Here is a 15,911-nt window from a genome sequence, read left to right as displayed (position 1 = left end):
ACCGGAGAGCTAGGGGTGAAGACCTCGGGGTGGGGGACCCTAAGATCGATTGGCATCGATACATCACAGGGAGACAACACATGCCGACATGCTGGACCAGCGCGCGTCGGCGCGCCTCGATCGCCTGCGTGGGGAGCTTGGTGGCGCTGTGCGCCACGCTGGCTGCAGGGGCGGCCGCGGCCCAGCCCGTGTACAAGATCCACGTCCTGATGGCCAAGACCGGCGTGCGCCCCTTCCTGGCGTGGGACATCAACAACCAGGGCGAGATCGCCGGCGTCGGCGTCCGCACCGAAAGCCGCGAGGAAGTCGGCATCCGCTACCGGCATGGCGCGACGACGGAGCTGCCGGACAGCATCGACGCCGACATCTTCGACATCAACGAGGGCGGCGACATCCTCGGCTGGATGTTCCTCGAAGCCCGGGGCTACCTCTGGCATGCCGATGGCACGCGCGAAAAGATCACCGGCGACATCCGGCCCACGGGCGTGAACAGCGCGCGCCAGGTGGTGGGCAACACCTGGATCGGGGTGGGGCGGGCCGTGCTGTGGGACCACGGCGTGCTGACCGACCTGGGCGACCTGGGGGGATCTTCCGAGGCCTCGAAGATCAACGACGCCGGCCACGTGACCGGTGTCTCGTGGTTGGGAAACGGCGCCGAAAGCCACGCCTTCGTCTGGCGCGACGGCGTGATGCAAGACCTCGGCCTGCTGCCCGGCAGCGGCGGCTGGTACAGCGGGGGTTCGGCGATCAACGAGCTCGACCATGTCGTCGGCCGGGCCAACGACCGCAACGGCAACGTGATGCCCATGCTGCACGACGGCACGACGATGCGCCGCCTGCCCCCGCTCGATGGCAGCGAGGAGTTCGAGCCGTCGGCGATCAACATCCACGACGAGGTGGTGGGCACCACGGCGACGAGCAGGGCGGTGCTGTACCGACGTGGCCACACCTACGACCTGAAGGCCCTGCTCGATGCGAGCGGCGCCCGCTGGGAGCGGCTGACGCGAGCCGACGGGATCAGCGACCAGGGACAGATCGTCGGCACGGGCAGGGTCGACGGGCGGCTGCGCGCCTTCATTGCCACGCCTGTGAAGTGAGCCCGCGGCGACGCAGCGGCGCAGGCGGCCCACCGTATCCGGCTTCACCGGCACCCTGGGCCTGCGCGCGGACTCAGGCATGGCGGGCCAGCTCCAGCCACCAGGCTCGCAAGGGGGCGCTGCCGGACGCGCCTGTCCGCCAGGCGGGTTCGGCGGCTTCCGTCCAGGCCAGGGTGTTCGACGCCAACTCGAACGCGCCGGTCCGGCCGCTCAGCACCGCCGCCGAGGCGGTGTAGAGGCCCCACCACCGCGCCCACAACGGCGCCATTTCGCCGGCCGCGGCGGGCCGCAGGGTGACGCGGCCGGCGGCCTGGCGGGCCATGAGGTTCAGGTCTCGCGTCGGCCCTTCGATCAGGCGGCAGGAGGGTGCGGCGGCGCCGTCGAACTGCAGCGGCAGGCTGTCCGGCGTGAGCACCCGCTCGCCGTCTTCGAAGCCGAGCACCACGCCGGCGCCCTCGAGCACCGTGAAGCAGCGCTGCACACCGGCGAAGGCCGAGAACGGGCCGTCCTGCTCGATCTCGGCCACGCTCACGCGCAGCAGCCAATCGGCACCCGAGCCCGGCGGCCAGGCCAGCAGCTCGCGCGTGACGCCGCCCCCATTGCGCCAGGGCTGCGGCGCGACGCCTGCCAGCTCGACCACGTTCAGTCCGGTCATGGCGTGAACTGCCCCTCGATGCCGTAGCGCGTGCCCGGGTGCACCAGACGGGCGATGGTGATGGCGCTGTCGACGCTGAAGGTGCGACGCACGATGATGAGGCAGGGCTCGCTGGTGGCGATGCCGAGCAGGCGGGCCTCTTCCCTGGTGGGCCGGGACGCCTCGATAGCGTACTGGGCGCGCCACAGGGCGGTGGCCTCGAACAGGTAGTGCGTCGGCGTGGTCCGGGTGAAATCCTGCGCCAGGTAGTCGGGCGCCGAGGCGGGGTTGACGTAGCGGTCCTCGCACTGCAGCGGGACCCCGTTCTCCAGGTGCACGATCAGCGTGTGGAAGACCGGCGCCCCGGGAGGCAGGCCCAGCTGGCCGGCCAGGCCGTCGGTGGCGGCAACCTCCTCCTGGGCGATCACGCGCGCCTCGTGGCGGTGGCCTCTTTCGGCGATCTCGTCGTGCAGGTCGCGCAGGGTGAGGGTGGACGAGACCTTGTGCAGCTGGGCGGCGAAGGTGCCCACGCCCTGCACCCGATCGATCAGCCCTTCGCTCTGCAGCTCTCTCAGGGCGCGGTTGACGGTCATGCGGCTCACGCCGAACCGGGCGACGAGCTCGGCCTCCGACGGCATGAGCACGCCGGGCGGCCAGTCGCCCGCGGCCAGCCGGCCCTTGAGGTAGTGCTTGACTTGCGCGTAGGGCGCCATGCCGGTGGCGGAGGCAGGGGAAACCATGGGCCCGGATGCTACTTGCCTAAACTTGTCTAGACAAGTAGAGTTCACCCCCATTCGACCGTCGCCCTTGCCTGAACCCGACCCCGGAGTGCCCATGAACGACCTGTCCCAGCCCCGCCGCGCCGTCGCCCGCCCCGTCAAGGCCCCCACCGGCAGCACGCTGCACTGCCGCAACTGGCTGATCGAGGCCGCCTACCGGATGATCCAGAACAACCTGGACCCCGCCGTGGCCGAGAACCCCGACGCCCTGGTGGTCTACGGCGGCATCGGCAAGGCCGCGCGCGACTGGGATTGCTTCGAGGCCATCCTGGAGTCGCTGCGCCGGCTGGGTGAGGACGAGACGCTGCTGGTGCAAAGCGGCAAGCCGGTCGGCGTGTTCCGCACGCACGCCGATGCGCCGCGCGTGCTGCTGGCCAACTCCAACCTGGTGCCCAAGTGGGCGACGTGGGAGCACTTCCACGAGCTGGACCGCAAGGGCCTGATGATGTACGGCCAGATGACCGCCGGCTCGTGGATCTACATCGGCAGCCAGGGCATCGTGCAGGGCACCTACGAGACCTTCGTCGAAGCCGCTCGCCAGCACTTCGGCGGCACGGCCCGCGGTCGCTGGATCCTGACGGCCGGCCTCGGCGGCATGGGCGGCGCGCAGCCGCTGGCCGCCAGCTTTGCCGGCTTCTGCTCGCTCAACATCGAGTGCCAGCAGTCGCGCATCGACTTCCGCCTGCGCTCGCGCTACCTCGACGAGCAGGCCAAGGACCTGGATGACGCGCTGGAGCGCATCCGCCGCTACACCGCCGAGGGCAAGGCCATCTCGATCGGCCTGCTCGGCAACGCGGCCGAAGTGCTGCCCGAGCTGGTCAAGCGCGCTGAAGCCGGCGGCCTGAAGCCCGACCTCGTCACCGACCAGACCTCCGCCCACGACCTCGTCAACGGCTACCTGCCGGTCGGCTGGAGCGTGGAGCAATGGCGCGAAGCGCAGGCCGACGCCTCCCGGCACGCCACGCTGCGCGACGCCGCGGCGCAAGGCTGTGCGGTGCACGTGCAGGCCATGCTGGCCTTCCAGGCCATGGGCATCGCGACGGTCGACTACGGCAACAACATCCGCCAGGTCGCCTTCGACCAGGGCGTGAAGAACGCCTTCGACTTCCCCGGCTTTGTGCCGGCGTACATCCGACCCTTGTTCTGCCAGGGCAAGGGGCCGTTCCGCTGGGTGGCGCTGTCGGGCGACCCCGAGGACATCCGCAAGACCGACGCCAAGATGAAGGAGCTGTTCCCTGAGGACAAGCACCTGCACCGCTGGCTCGACATGGCCGGCGAGCGCATCGCCTTCCAGGGCCTGCCGGCGCGCATCTGCTGGATAGGCCTGGGCGAGCGGCACCGCGCGGGCCTGGCCTTCAACGAGATGGTGAAGTCGGGGGAGCTGAAGGCGCCCATCGTGATCGGCCGCGACCACCTGGATTCCGGCTCCGTCGCCTCGCCCAACCGCGAGACCGAGGCGATGAAGGACGGCTCAGACGCCGTCTCGGACTGGCCGCTGCTGAACGCCCTGCTCAACACCGCCGGCGGCGCCACCTGGGTCAGCCTGCACCATGGCGGCGGCGTCGGCATGGGCTACTCGCAGCACTCCGGCGTGGTCATCGTCTGCGACGGTACCGACGCGGCGGCCAAGCGCATCGAGCGCGTGCTGTGGAACGACCCCGGCACCGGCGTGATGCGCCACGCCGATGCGGGCTACGAGGACGCTATCGCCTGTGCCCGGGATCGCGGCCTCAAGCTGCCGATGATCGGCTGATCGTCAGGGCAGCGGCAGCTTGATGAAGCGCGGGCGATAGATGTCTATGCCGCCGGCCTTGAAGTTCTCCCAGAAGTCGAACGTGTTGACGTGGTAGCTGATCAGCAACTCGCCCGGGGCCGAAAGATGCGGATGGGCCTTGGCGCCGTAGACGAAGGTGTTCGCCGTCAGCTTTTCTTCCGGGCACAGCCAGATCGGGATGGGCTTGCCGAAGGGGCCGACCGGGGAGCTGCCGTAGCGCACGGCGATGGTGCCGGAGATGGCATCGAGCTGATGCACGACGAGGTAGCGGCCGTCCGGCAGCGGCGTGACGCTGAGCTCCGCGCCCATGCGGTTGGCCACTGCGGCCGCCTTGTTGATGTCGGTCGCCCAGAGCTTGCCGTTCCAGAAGCGCCAGGCGCCCGCGTTGGTGACCTGGTCGGGCCGCACCCGCGCGACGAGCAGCTTCTTGTTGTAGTCGTCCGAGCGGACGCCGTAGACGTAGACGAAGCCATCGGGGTTCGGCGCGCCGGCCTGCTCGGTCAGCGGCATCGTCGCCACGCCGAAGGCGATCTCGCCCAGCGTGCCGTTGCGCGGCGCGAACAGCGGCAGGCTGCGGCGGGTGTAGCTGCCGAGGAAGGGCGCCGCCTCGGTGGCTGGCGCGGTCAGCAGATCCACCCCGACCTGCCTGAAGTTGAAGTCCCCGCCGTCGCCCGGGCCCATGCGGGAGGCGAAGAGGCGCACCTGCCCCTTCCACACCAGGCCGTCGCCGGGCCAGTACCACTGGTCGGCCTGGAGCGGCTTGACCATGGAGGCCGCCCGGCCATCGGCTTCGCGGCGGACGTTGAACTGCAGGGCCGCGGCATCGGCCGTCGCGCCGGTCAGCATCGCGCTCGTGTTGTTGACCATCACCGTGCCGCCGATGCGGCTGCCGTCCGGATGGGTGCCGCCCACGAAGCTGTCGGAGAACAGGATCAAGGTCTTCGTCGAGCTGCCGCTGCCGAAGCGCTCGTCGCCATTCATGGGAATCGTGTAGACGCCGTCGGCGCCGCTCCAGCCATCGTTCACGCCGAAGGGCGCGTTGAACAGGCCCGTCCATTCAGGCGCCGCCACGGCGCTGTAGGGTGGCACATCGGCAGCGACCGCCACCGCCCATGCTGCCAGCAGTGCAGCCGCTGACATCAGTCGTTCGAACTTCATCCAGCCATCCTAGATCCCAGGACCCGAAAACCATGTCCATGCTCACCCTCACTCCCGGACAGCTGACGCTGGAGCAGCTGCAAGTCATTCATGCCGGCGCCGCGAAGATCTCGCTCGTCGAGTCGTCACGCGATGACATCGCTGCCAGCGCCGCCATCGTGCAGGCCGCGGCCGCCGGCGATGCGCCGGTCTACGGCGTCAACACCGGCTTCGGCAAGCTGGCCAACCAGCGCATCAGCGCGGCCGATCTCGCCACGCTGCAGCTGAACCTGATCCGCTCGCACTCGGTGGGCGTCGGCGAGCCGCTGTCCCCCCCGGTGGTGCGGCTGATGCTGGCGCTCAAGGCCGCGAGCCTGGCGCGGGGCGCCTCCGGCGTGCGGCAGGTGGTGGTGGACACGCTGCTTGCGGTGTTCAACGCCGGCCTCGTGCCCTGCGTGCCGAGCCAGGGCTCGGTCGGCGCCTCGGGCGATCTGGCGCCGCTCTCTCACATGACGCTCGCGCTGCTGGGCGAAGGCGAGATGCTGGTGAACGGCCAGCGCAAGCCCGCGGCTGCCGTGCTGGCCGAGGCCGGCATCGCGCCGCTGACGCTGGAGGCCAAGGAGGGCCTGGCGCTCATCAACGGCACGCAGACGAGCGCCGCCCTGGCGCTGCATGCCTTCCTCAGCTTCGAGCCGGTGCTCGAGTCGGCGCTCGTGGTGGGCGCGCTGACGGTCGATGCCGCACGCGGCAGCGATGGTCCCTTCGACCCGCGCATCCACGCGCTGCGTGGCCAGCCCGGCCAGATCGACGTGGCGCAGTACTACCGTGCGCTCCTCAGCGGAAGCGCGATCCGCAAGTCGCACGAGGAGGGCGATGACCGGGTGCAGGATCCGTACTGCCTGCGCTGCCAGCCGCAGGTGGTGGGGGCGTGCCTGGACCAGCTGCGGCACGCATCGCTGGTCCTCGTGCGGGAAGCGAACGCCGTCACTGACAACCCTTTGGTCTTCGCCAACGACGGCGCCATGATCAGCGGCGGCAACTTCCACGCCGAGCCCGTCGCCCTGGCCGCCGATGCGATGGCCGTCGCGATCGCCGAGGTCGGCGCCATCGCAGAGCGGCGCATCGCCATGTTGATCGACACCAGCGTCTCGCGGCTGCCGGCCTTCCTGACCTCCAATGCCGGCCTGAACAGCGGCTTCATGATCGCCCACGTCACGGCCGCCTCGCTGGCCAGCGAGAACAAGTCGCTCGCCCACCCGGCCAGCGTCGACAGCCTGCCCACCTCGGCCAACCAGGAGGACCACGTCTCGATGGCCACCTTCGCCGCACGCCGGCTGCAGCCGATGATCGCCAACGTCGCGCACATCCTGGGCATCGAGCTGCTGGCCGCCGCGCAGGGCATCGAGTTCCTGAGGCCGCTGAGGAGCTCGCCCGCTCTGGAGCAGGCCCATGAGCTGCTGCGCGCGCAGGTGAGCTCCATCGACGTCGACCGCTACCTCGCGCCCGAGATCGAGCGCGCCACCGAGCTCGTGACGAACGGCACGCTGTCCTCGGTCTTCCGGGCCTTGCCGCAGATGCCCAGGCTCTGGATCCCGGCCTGAGGCCGGCAGCGCTGGTATGGTCGGCCGCTGCCGATCAGGGAGGGAACCATGAAGGCATCGAAAGCCATGCAGCGAGTGGCGCTGCTGCTGTGTGCAGTGTGGGGCGCCACGCTCGCGCAAGCCCAGACCTACGAGATCCGCACCCGGCCCATCATGCGGTCTTCCTGGGCGCCGGGCGAGTCCGTCGTCTGGGAGCTGACGCAGCTCTGGGGCGACCCGAACGACGAAACGGCCATCGATCCGCAGCTGCGCAAGGAGATGGAGGCGCTGCGCGCCGGCCCGTTGCAGAAGCTGTATCTGCGCGCCAAGGACGAAGCCGGCTGGATCCAGCGCTCGGAGTCCGGCGGCACCTACGAGCAGTCGGGCCTGCGTTCCGCGGCGCGGATGATGAACTGGGCCGCGATGGCGGCCTTCACCTTGCCGCTGGAGCACCGCATCACCCTGGCCCGTGCATCGCTGGGCCTGCTCGATTCAGTGCCGGCCTGCGGTGTGGCCGGCTGGCACGGCGTGGCCTGGGCCGAGGTCGGCGAGGACACGCTGACCCGAATCAGCCCGGCCGACCGGACGGCCCTGGTCGCGGCATGGGCGGCCTTGCTCAAGGCCGCGACCGAGGTCCGCAGCCTGCCGCAGCGGCCGGCGACCACCATGGCCGATCGCATCCGCACCTCGGGCGAAACCTTGCCCGCGCCGCTGGCGGCGCGCTGGACGGACAGGGATGCCGGCGGTGTGCTGGGCAGCGGCGAGGAGAGGGCACTGGATTGCGCGCTGGCGGCCTGGTGGTGGCCCAAGGTGGCCGCTCTGCCGACCGCCGCGCAGGGCGCAGAGGTCGATGCCATGCTGCTGACCGCGATCGACAACGAGCTGGGCCGGATCGACCTGAACGAGCCGGCACCGCATTTCGGCCGCTTCGACCACACCGAGCCGGGCGTCGAGGGCTTCCCGCCGTATGCCTGGCGGCTGGGCCTGCGAGCCGAGGTGACGGTGCGGGTGCGTCTGGATGCGAAGCTGCGCCCGCTTCGGGCCGAGGTCCTCAAGCGCGAAATCGGATCGCCCGCGTGGCTGCACGGCGACCTGCCGCTGCTGCCCGAACGCCTGTTCGATCGTGCCTCGCGCGAGCGCGCCTTCGAGCTGATGATGACGCCGCGCCAGGATGGCAAGCCACGCAATCCCGACGGCGAGGATTTCCTCCTGGCCTGGAACCTCAAGTAGGACAGCCTCATCGCCTACACAGGCGGTTCGTATTCCCACGTAACCCGTCAGGTCGTGGCAGGACCGGATCCTGAGATCCGGCCCGTTTCTCCACACCAGAACGTCACGGGATCGGGAACGTTCTGTCAGTGACTGTCATCCGTTAGGGATCAGTGATGACAACGGTGGCCCGTTCAAGGGCAAGTCCGACCAGGCGGTGCGCGAAGATCATCTCGACCAGCAACGCGTTCGAGATCGATGGCGCATCGGCCTGCAGCCAGGTCGTCAAGAACCCGGGTTCCTCGAGCAAGAGCGGCGCCATCGTCGATTCGGGCTCGCTGCTCAACGGGGCAGCGCTGAGCCTGTCCACGCAGTGCAGCTTCAGCAGCGCGGTCGGCTGGACAGTGCCCTACTCGTTCACCGCCACGCCGGCGAGCGAAGTGAAGGCAAAGGTCGTCGAAGAAGCCGGTGCCGGCCACTTGACCGTCAACTGACCGGTTCTTCGCCGAACACGCCTCGCAGCAGCGCCCGACCCACCGGGTGCTGCGGCAGCCAGCCCGCATGGGCCGGGTCGCGCAGCACCATGGCCAGCATGCCGCTGCGGTCGTCGTAGGCGCGCTGCAGCAGCGCGGCGGCGCGGTCGAACTCGCCGAGGGCGGCCAGCGGCGCCGCGTACAGCGTCGCTTCGCCCGGCGTGGTGCGCGTGCACAGCAGGCTGGCGTCGATGATGTCCAGCGCGCTTTCGCGACGTTGGAGCCGGGCCAGCACGAAAGAAAGCACGGTCCAGACGAAGGGCGGCGTATCAGGTCCTTCCGACAGGCGCCAGGCCGGCGCCTCGATGTCCGGCGTGGGCGCCACCATGGCGCGCATCGCCAGGGCGAAAGCGACCATGAGCAGTTGCCCGGGGTTCTCCGCCAGAGCCGCGTCGGCCTCGGCGAGCCCCTCCTGCCCTCGCCCGGCTTGCACCAGCGCGCGCGACAGCGTCATGCGCAGCAGCGGCGCATGGGGCGACAGGTGCAGCGCGGCGCGCAGCTGATCCACCGCCCGTGCGGCCTGGCCGGTGAAGAGCAGGTGGCGGCTGTGCGTCAGCAGGGTGTCCGGGTCGTCCGGACGGCGCTGCAGCGCTTCGGCGTGGGCCTTGGCGGCTTCGTCGAAGCGCCAGGCCATGTCGAGCAAAGTGCCGCGCGCACTGGCCAGGCCCGGGGTGGCCGCGTCTGTCCGCTCGGCTTCGGCCAGCACGGCCAGGCCCTCGCCGACCGCGTCCGCCGTCGCGAGCTGGCCCCAGCCCACCGCGGCGCCCAGGGCCTCGGCCAGGGCGACGCTCGCCGGCGTGTAGCCGGGCTCGCGCCGGACCAGCTCCCGCAGGAGCCCGACCGCCCGGCCCACGGCCGCCGGCGTGCGCTGCTGGGCGAGCTGGCGGGCGTGCAGGTAGGCATCAACGGTGGCCTGGCTCGCATCAGCAGCCACCGCGAGGCGCGGGTGCCCGGCCGACCGCGCCGTCGGAGCAGCGCCCGCGTCCAGCCGGTAACCCGTGCCGTAGACCGATTCGATCGCGAGGCCGAAGGGCACGAGCGTCCGGCGCAGGCGGCTGATGCTGCGCGCCAGGCTCTCGTCGGACATGGTGCCGCCGGCCCAGGCCGCCTCGGCGAACTCATTCTTGTGCACCACGGCGGGCCGCCGCTGCAGCAGCAAGGCCAGCACCGCGCGTTCTTTGGGGGCGAGGTCCAGCGGGCGGCCGTCGGCGACGGGAAAACCGGCTTCGTCCAGCGCCAGCACGGCGGCAGTCATTCGGGATTGTCGGGAGGCGATGATCAGGATTCGGTCAAGCTTGCCACAGTCGGCGTGCCTAGCATGGGGCATCACCTGAAGGAGCACACGCATGACCCTGCGCCTACGCATCACCGCCCTGGCCGCCCTGGCCGCGGCCTGCCTGCTGACGACCGGCACGGCCAGCGCCGCCAGCAACGGCGAGGCCTGGACGAAGACCGTCCCCATCGTCGACACGCCCGGGCCCGGCGGCCTGCTGGGCTTCAACGGCTTCGACGTCTTCGCCGAGCAGGCCGTGGCCGCCCGCTTCACCGTGCCGGCCGATGCCGACTATCGCCTGGCCCGCATCGGGCTCTGGATGATGAACAACAGCGAGACCGAGCAGCGCAAGCTGCGCGTGATGGTGCAGACCGACGCGCTGGACGAAGGCGGCCCGGAGTCCCTGCCCAGCGGCGTGGAGCTCGAGCGCTGGTCTGCCCCGGTACAGACCCTCGGCTGGAGCCCGGTCGAGCAGTTCTTCGTCACCCGCAGCGGCCCGCTGCTCAAGGCCGGCCGCTCGTACTGGGTGGTGGCGGGTTCGATGTCGCCGCCCTTGATCGACCCGGTGTGGACCTTCGCCAAGAACGGCAACATGTGGACCACCACCAGCCGCGACGGCGCCTGGCAGACGGCCGGCAACGGTGCCGCGCTGACGCTGCGCGTCGACGCCCATCGCGTCAAGGCGCCCTGAGCCGGTCGTAGCACCCGGCGATACGTCGGGTGGCCGCTCGAAGCACCCCGGGCCAACCCGGTCGAGCACCCGCTGGGGTGCCTCGCATAATCCCCGCCACTTCAAGACCAGACTGAAACGGCGAGGGGTGCGGCCATGAAGACCGTGTTCGGCATAGTCGGGATCCTCGTCGGCGCGATGCTGGCGGGATTCCCCGGGGCGGTGGTGGGGCTGTTCCTGGGGGTGGGCGGGGCGCTCGTCCTGCAGCGCCAGGGCCCCCGTGAGGAGCCGGGCGAGAAGCCGGGCGCCGCGCCGTTGTCGCTTCAGGCACGGGTCGCCCAGCTGGAGCAGCAGGTCCAGGCCCTGCGGGCCGAGGTGATGCGGCTGAACCAGCACGCCGGCATGGCGTCATCGCCGGTCAGTGCAGAAGCGGCGTCAGCGTCACTGGCGGTGCCGTTGGATGAAGCCCCGCCGCCCATCGAGCCGGTGCGGCCGGTTCCCGTGGCGGTGCCTGTGCCAGTGCCGGTGCCGGTCGCCGCCGTTCGACCGGAGCTCTCCGGGCCGCTGGCAGCCATGGCCGCCACTCCCGCGCGGGCCAGCGTGCCCGCGCCCGCCACGCCTTCCGTGCGTGCACCGATCGCGCCGCCTCCGGCGCCGCGGCCTCCCGCCCCTCCGCTCAAGGATCGCCTGCCGCCCTTCCTGCGCGACTGGATCTTCGGCGGCAACACCATCGTCAAGGTCGGCGTGCTGGTGCTGTTCCTGGGCCTGGCCTTCCTCCTGCGCTACGCGGCCGAGCGGGTCACGGTGCCGCCGGAGCTGCGCTATGCCGGCGTCGCGCTGGCCGGCATCGCGCTGCTGGCCCTGGGTTGGCGGCTGCGCGGCCGGCGCGATGCCGCGGGCGGCACCGGCTACGGCCTCATCCTGCAGGGGGCCGGCATAGGCGTGCTGTACCTGACGACGCTGGCCTCGCTCAAGCTGCACGGCCTCATCCCGCCCGAGGCGGCGTTCGCCTTCCTGCTGGCGGTGACGGTGCTGAGCGCGGTGCTGGCGGTCGCCCAGGATGCGCCCTGGCTCGCCTACGTGTCCGCGGCCGAGGGCTTCGCCGCGCCGGTGCTGGTGTCGACCGGCGGCGGTCACCACCACGTGCTGTTCGGCTACCTCGCGCTGCTGGACATCGGCGTCTTCCTCATCGCCTGGTTCAAGGCCTGGCGGCCGCTCAATCTGGTGGCTTTCGTCGGCACCTTCACGCTGGCCGGGGCCTGGGCGCAGGGCCATTACGAGGACACGCTCTACGCGGGCGTGCAGGGCTGGCTGCTGTTGTTCTTCGTGCTGTTCACCGCCATCGGCGTGCTCTTCGCCCGCCGCGCGCTGGCGCTCGGGCGCCAGCCCGACCCGACGGACCCGCTGGCGCGCCGGGCCGCCGAGGCGCTGGCGCAAGTCGGCCGGGTCGACAGCGCGCTCGTGTTCGGCGTGCCGCTGGTGGCCTACGGCCTGCAGTACCTGCTGGTCAGGGACTGGGCCGACGGGCCGGCCTGGGCCGCGCTCGGCTTCGCCTTTGTCTACCTGCTGCTGGGCGGCGTGACGATGCGTGGAGGCGGCCCGCGCTACGCGCTGCTGGGCGAGGCCTACGTGATCGTCGCCGTCATCTTCGGCACGCTGGCCATCCCGCTCGCGCTCGAGGGCGAGTGGACCGGCGCCACCTGGGCCATCGAGGCGGCCGGGATGTACTGGCTGGGCGCGCGCCAGCACCGCGCCTATGCCCGTGCTTTCGCACTGCTGGTGCTGGCGTTCGCGGCCTTGCGAACGGCCAGCGCGCTGGGGGTCGACGACTCGATCGGCACGCCGCTGCTCACCGGTTCGGCGCTGGGGCTGGCCCTGCTCGTCGCTGGCGCACTCGCGATGCATGCGGTGAGCGTGCGTGGGCGGACACGCGAAGTCGCACCGGTGGCGGCCTGGGAGTCGGTCGGCGAGGCGGGCAGTCTCGGCATCGGCCTGGCCGCGCTGGCGGCGATCGCGTGGATGCTGCTGGTTCCTCGCTGGGCCGGTGTCGCGACCTCGGCGCTGGCGCTGGCCGTGGCGTTCGTGCCAGCGCGCTGGCGCAGCCCAGCGTTGCCCTGGTCGGTGGCGGCCCTGCAGACGCTCGCCGTGTGCGGCTTCATCGCCACGCTTCATGTGCTGCACGGCCAGGCCATGCTGGACAGCGGCTGGGCCGGCCTGGTGGCGGCCCTGCTGATCGCGGCCAGCCTGTTGGCCACGGCGTGGCTGGCGATTCCATCCGCCGTGCGCGAGCGGCTTCGCGGTGCTGCGCCGTCGGACGAGCCGGTGGCCTGGCCGCTCGGTGCCACGGTGGGCCTGCTGGCCGGCATGGGCGCGATCGGTGCGAGCGTGCTGTTCGTCCTGCCGGCCGACGAAGCGGCGCGCGTGTGGCCGTGGCTGGGCGTGGCGGCGCTGTGGGCCGGCGCCAGCCTGCGGCATCGGCCGCTCGCGATCAGCGGTGCCGTCTGGCAGGCGATCTCCGGCATGGCCTGGCTGGTCTTCGCCGATTCGCCCTGGTCGTTGGCGGTGACCGGCACGACCTTTCTCACGCCGCTGGCGATCACCTTCGCGGGCCTGATCAGCGGCGACTTGCTGCACGCCGTATCGCGACGTGCGGTGCCGAAGGCCATGCCCGCTGCCGTGGCCCTGCAATGGCTCGCCCTCGTCTGGGCCCTGCTGTGGTGGACCCAGGTGCTCCCGCCCGAGCTCTGGCGCGGCCTGCAACGCCAGACGACCGACTGGCCGGGCTGGTGGGCCACCGTGCTCGGCGGCTGGGTGCTGCTGAGCTCGGTGGGGCTGGCGCTGCTGGCGCGCTGGCGTGACTGGGCTGTCCCGGGCCAGGCGACCTGGGCCACGCTGCCCGCCTGGGCGATGGTGGCCTGGCTGCAACTGGTGCTGGTCGGCGACGCGCCTCATGGCCACGGTGGCTGGCTGCTGTGGCCGCTGGCGCTGGCGTGGCATGCGGTGCTGCTGGGCTGGCAGGCGCGATGGGCGACGGTCCGGCTGCGGGTGCCCTTGCACGTGGCGGGGTTCTGGCTCTTCCTGGTGCTGGCCGCGCGTGAGCTGCAGTTCGGCCTGGCGCAGGTCGGCGAGCCCGGGTCGGCCTGGGCCGCGCTGGGCTGGGTGGTGGTGCCGGCACTGGCCCTGGCCGCGCTGACTCGGCCCGGCGTGCAGCGGCGCTGGCCCGTCGTCGAGTTCCGCGAGGCCTACCTGCTGTGGGCGGCTGCGCCCGTGGCGGCCTATCTGCTGCTGTGGGTCTGGCTCAGCAATGGCCTGCCCGGCGATGCCGCGCCGCTGCCCAACCTGCCGCTGCTGAATCCGCTGGAGCTCGGCCAGGTTCTGGTGCTGCTGGCGCTGCTGCTGTGGTGGCGTGGTTTGCCGGCGGCCGGCCAGCATCGGCTGCCGGCGCCGGCGGCCCTGGCGGGCCTGGGGCTGACCGGGTTCGCGCTCTATACCGCTGTCGTGCTGCGCGCCTGTCATCACCTGGCTGGCGTGCCCTGGCAGGGCAGTGCGCTGTTCGCATCCACGCTGGCGCAGGCCTCGCTGTCCGTCGCCTGGGCGCTGCTCGGCGTGGCCTTGATGGTGCTCGGCCACCGGCGGGCGCATCGGGGGGTGTGGGGCGCCGGGGCGGGGCTGCTGGCGGTGGTCGTGTTGAAGCTGTTCTTCATCGAGCTGGCCGACCACGGCGGGCTGTACCGCATCGTGTCCTTCATCGTCGTCGGTCTGCTGTTGCTGCTGGTGGGCTACTTCGCGCCGGTGCCGCCGAGGCGTGCCGAGCCGGCGCCGGAAGGGGAGGCGGCATGAAGCGGGGGTTGTGGGTCCTCGCGCTGCTCGCCGGCGCCGTCTCGCGGGCCGGCGAGCTCCCGCTGCAAGTCGAAGGTGAACAGGCGTACCACCGCCTGGAGATCCCGCTGGCCGTGCGCGCCCAGGCCTCACGCGCGGACCTGGGCGACCTGCGCGTGCTCAACGCGGCCGGCGAAGTGCTGCCGTTCGCCTGGGTGGACGAGGAGCGCGGCGTGACCGCGAGTTCGCGGCGCCAGCCGGTGCCGCTGTTCAAGGCGCCGGCGGCGGCCTCGGCCGTCGAGCCCTCCCTGCAAGGCGGCTGGCTGATCGACCTGCGCGCCATCGGCGGCGCGCCGCAGGAGCTGCAGCTCACGCTCGCCCCGGGCAGCCGTGGCGTCTATGCCTTCATGCTCGAAGCCAGCCCCGACCTGCAACGCTGGCACACGCTGCAGGCCGATGCGCAACTCGTCTCGCTGGAGCACCAGGGCCTGCGACTCGAGCACAGCAGCTTCGACCTGGCCGGAGTGCCCCCGGGCAGCAGCTTGCGCCTGCGGCCTCGGCCCGGCAGCGAAGTGCCGCCGCTCGCCGGTGCGCAGGTGGTGAGCGTTTCGCAGCGCAGCGCGGTGCCGGAGTGGCAATGGAGCGAACCCGTCCTCCCCAGTCGCTGCGAGCCGCGCTGGTGCGACTACCCGCTGCCGCGCCACCTGCCTTTGCAGCGCCTGCAGGTCGAGCTGGCGCAGACCAACACGCTCGCGCGGGTCCAGGTGCTCGCGCAGCCGGAGCTCGACGACGACGCCCAGTCGAACGACACGACGCGCCGCCTGCACCACCCGCTGCACGGGCAGGTCAAGGCGCTGCGCCACAAGACCGCACCCGACCCGGCCACGCGCGAGCCCGTCTGGGAGAGCCTGGCGAGCGGCACGGTGTACGCGCTCACGCTGCAGGGCCAGGACCTGCGCTCGACGGTGCTGCCCATGCCCGGCGGCCACTACAGCCACCTGCGCCTGCAGCCGACGGGCGGCATCGCCCAGCTCGGCAGCCCGGCGCCGGCCATCCGCGTGGCAGGGCGCGCCACCAGCCTGGTCTTCCTGGCCCGGGGTTCGGGGCCCTACCGACTGGCCTGGGGCCAGACCTCGCCCGACGCTGCCTTGCCGGCCCGCCTGTCCCTGGCCGAGCTGATGCCGGGCCGCAAGGCTGCAGACGCCTTGCCCGAGGTCAGTGCCCGCCCGGCCGCATCACCTGCGCCGGTGGCCGCGCCGCCTCCCGTGGCCTCCGCGCCAACACCCGCCGTGCCGGCCCGCAAGCTCTGGCTCTGGGGCGTTCTGGTGGCGGCGCTGGGGCTGCTGGGCGCGATGGCGTGGGCGCTGTTGAAACCGGCGACCGCGCGGTCCTCCAAGGCTGCTTAG

Annotated in this window: 12 protein-coding genes; 8 read left to right on the top strand and 4 right to left on the bottom strand. The window is 71.6% G+C overall.

The window, feature by feature from the left end; genetic code table 11:
- Nucleotides 1–80 precede the first annotated feature (80 nt).
- Nucleotides 81–1,097, top strand: coding sequence for a hypothetical protein (locus ACS5PM_RS22520; protein WP_439389943.1), 1,017 nt, complete (start codon nucleotides 81–83; stop codon nucleotides 1,095–1,097).
- A gap of 73 nt (nucleotides 1,098–1,170) precedes the next feature.
- On the opposite strand, the gene ACS5PM_RS22515 is transcribed toward ACS5PM_RS22520, so the two are convergent.
- Both ACS5PM_RS22515 and hutC read right to left on the bottom strand, forming a co-directional pair.
- Nucleotides 1,171–1,752 (bottom strand): HutD/Ves family protein, encoded by a 582-nt coding sequence (locus tag ACS5PM_RS22515; protein ID WP_439389942.1) that lies wholly within the window; start codon nucleotides 1,750–1,752, stop codon nucleotides 1,171–1,173.
- Nucleotides 1,749–2,471, bottom strand: a complete 723-nt coding sequence (gene hutC, locus ACS5PM_RS22510; RefSeq protein ID WP_439389941.1) for a histidine utilization transcriptional repressor HutC — start codon at nucleotides 2,469–2,471, stop codon at nucleotides 1,749–1,751. Before hutC ends, ACS5PM_RS22515 begins: the two co-directional genes overlap by 4 nt.
- Before the next feature lie 94 nt (nucleotides 2,472–2,565).
- Between hutC and hutU the strand changes: the two genes are divergently transcribed.
- Entirely contained in the window at nucleotides 2,566–4,263 is a 1,698-nt protein-coding gene (gene hutU, locus ACS5PM_RS22505; RefSeq protein WP_439389940.1) for a urocanate hydratase, read from the top strand.
- Between the two features lie 3 nt (nucleotides 4,264–4,266).
- On the opposite strand, the gene ACS5PM_RS22500 is transcribed toward hutU, so the two are convergent.
- Complete coding sequence (locus ACS5PM_RS22500; RefSeq protein WP_439389939.1) at nucleotides 4,267–5,442, bottom strand: DUF5005 domain-containing protein; 1,176 nt, start codon at nucleotides 5,440–5,442, stop codon at nucleotides 4,267–4,269.
- Between the two features lie 32 nt (nucleotides 5,443–5,474).
- On the opposite strand from ACS5PM_RS22500, the gene hutH reads away from it, so the two are divergent.
- The 3 genes from hutH to ACS5PM_RS22485 all read left to right on the top strand — a co-directional run bounded on the left by hutH (nucleotide 5,475) and on the right by ACS5PM_RS22485 (nucleotide 8,704).
- Nucleotides 5,475–7,022 carry a histidine ammonia-lyase gene (hutH, locus tag ACS5PM_RS22495; RefSeq protein WP_439389938.1) on the top strand — a complete coding sequence of 516 codons (1,548 nt, stop codon included), beginning with the start codon at nucleotides 5,475–5,477 and terminating at the stop codon, nucleotides 7,020–7,022.
- Between the two features lie 48 nt (nucleotides 7,023–7,070).
- Complete coding sequence (locus ACS5PM_RS22490; RefSeq protein WP_439389937.1) at nucleotides 7,071–8,231, top strand: hypothetical protein; 1,161 nt, start codon at nucleotides 7,071–7,073, stop codon at nucleotides 8,229–8,231.
- A 155-nt stretch (nucleotides 8,232–8,386) separates the two neighbouring features.
- Complete coding sequence (locus tag ACS5PM_RS22485) at nucleotides 8,387–8,704, top strand: hypothetical protein (RefSeq protein WP_439389936.1); 318 nt, start codon at nucleotides 8,387–8,389, stop codon at nucleotides 8,702–8,704.
- Here the strand turns inward: ACS5PM_RS22485 and ACS5PM_RS22480 are convergent.
- Nucleotides 8,697–9,998 carry a winged helix-turn-helix domain-containing protein gene (locus tag ACS5PM_RS22480; protein ID WP_439389935.1) on the bottom strand — a complete coding sequence of 434 codons (1,302 nt, stop codon included), beginning with the start codon at nucleotides 9,996–9,998 and terminating at the stop codon, nucleotides 8,697–8,699. The two genes, ACS5PM_RS22485 and ACS5PM_RS22480, sit on opposite strands and share 8 nt — an antisense overlap.
- Nucleotides 9,999–10,089: 91 nt before the next feature.
- Between ACS5PM_RS22480 and ACS5PM_RS22475 the strand changes: the two genes are divergently transcribed.
- The 3 genes from ACS5PM_RS22475 (at nucleotide 10,090) to ACS5PM_RS22465 (ending at nucleotide 15,911) form a co-directional block, all read left to right on the top strand.
- Nucleotides 10,090–10,707 carry a choice-of-anchor R domain-containing protein gene (locus ACS5PM_RS22475; RefSeq protein WP_439389934.1) on the top strand — a complete coding sequence of 206 codons (618 nt, stop codon included), beginning with the start codon at nucleotides 10,090–10,092 and terminating at the stop codon, nucleotides 10,705–10,707.
- A 135-nt stretch (nucleotides 10,708–10,842) separates the two neighbouring features.
- Complete coding sequence (locus tag ACS5PM_RS22470; protein ID WP_439389933.1) at nucleotides 10,843–14,526, top strand: DUF2339 domain-containing protein; 3,684 nt, start codon at nucleotides 10,843–10,845, stop codon at nucleotides 14,524–14,526.
- Nucleotides 14,523–15,911, top strand: coding sequence for a DUF3999 family protein (locus ACS5PM_RS22465; RefSeq protein ID WP_439389932.1), 1,389 nt, complete (start codon nucleotides 14,523–14,525; stop codon nucleotides 15,909–15,911). Before ACS5PM_RS22470 ends, ACS5PM_RS22465 begins: the two co-directional genes overlap by 4 nt.

Source organism: Ideonella flava (genome assembly GCF_051857595.1).
Lineage (GTDB): Bacteria > Pseudomonadota > Gammaproteobacteria > Burkholderiales > Burkholderiaceae_C > Ideonella.
The sequence above is the reverse complement of the archived record's forward strand: the minus strand, read 5'-3'. Positions and strand labels throughout refer to the sequence as shown.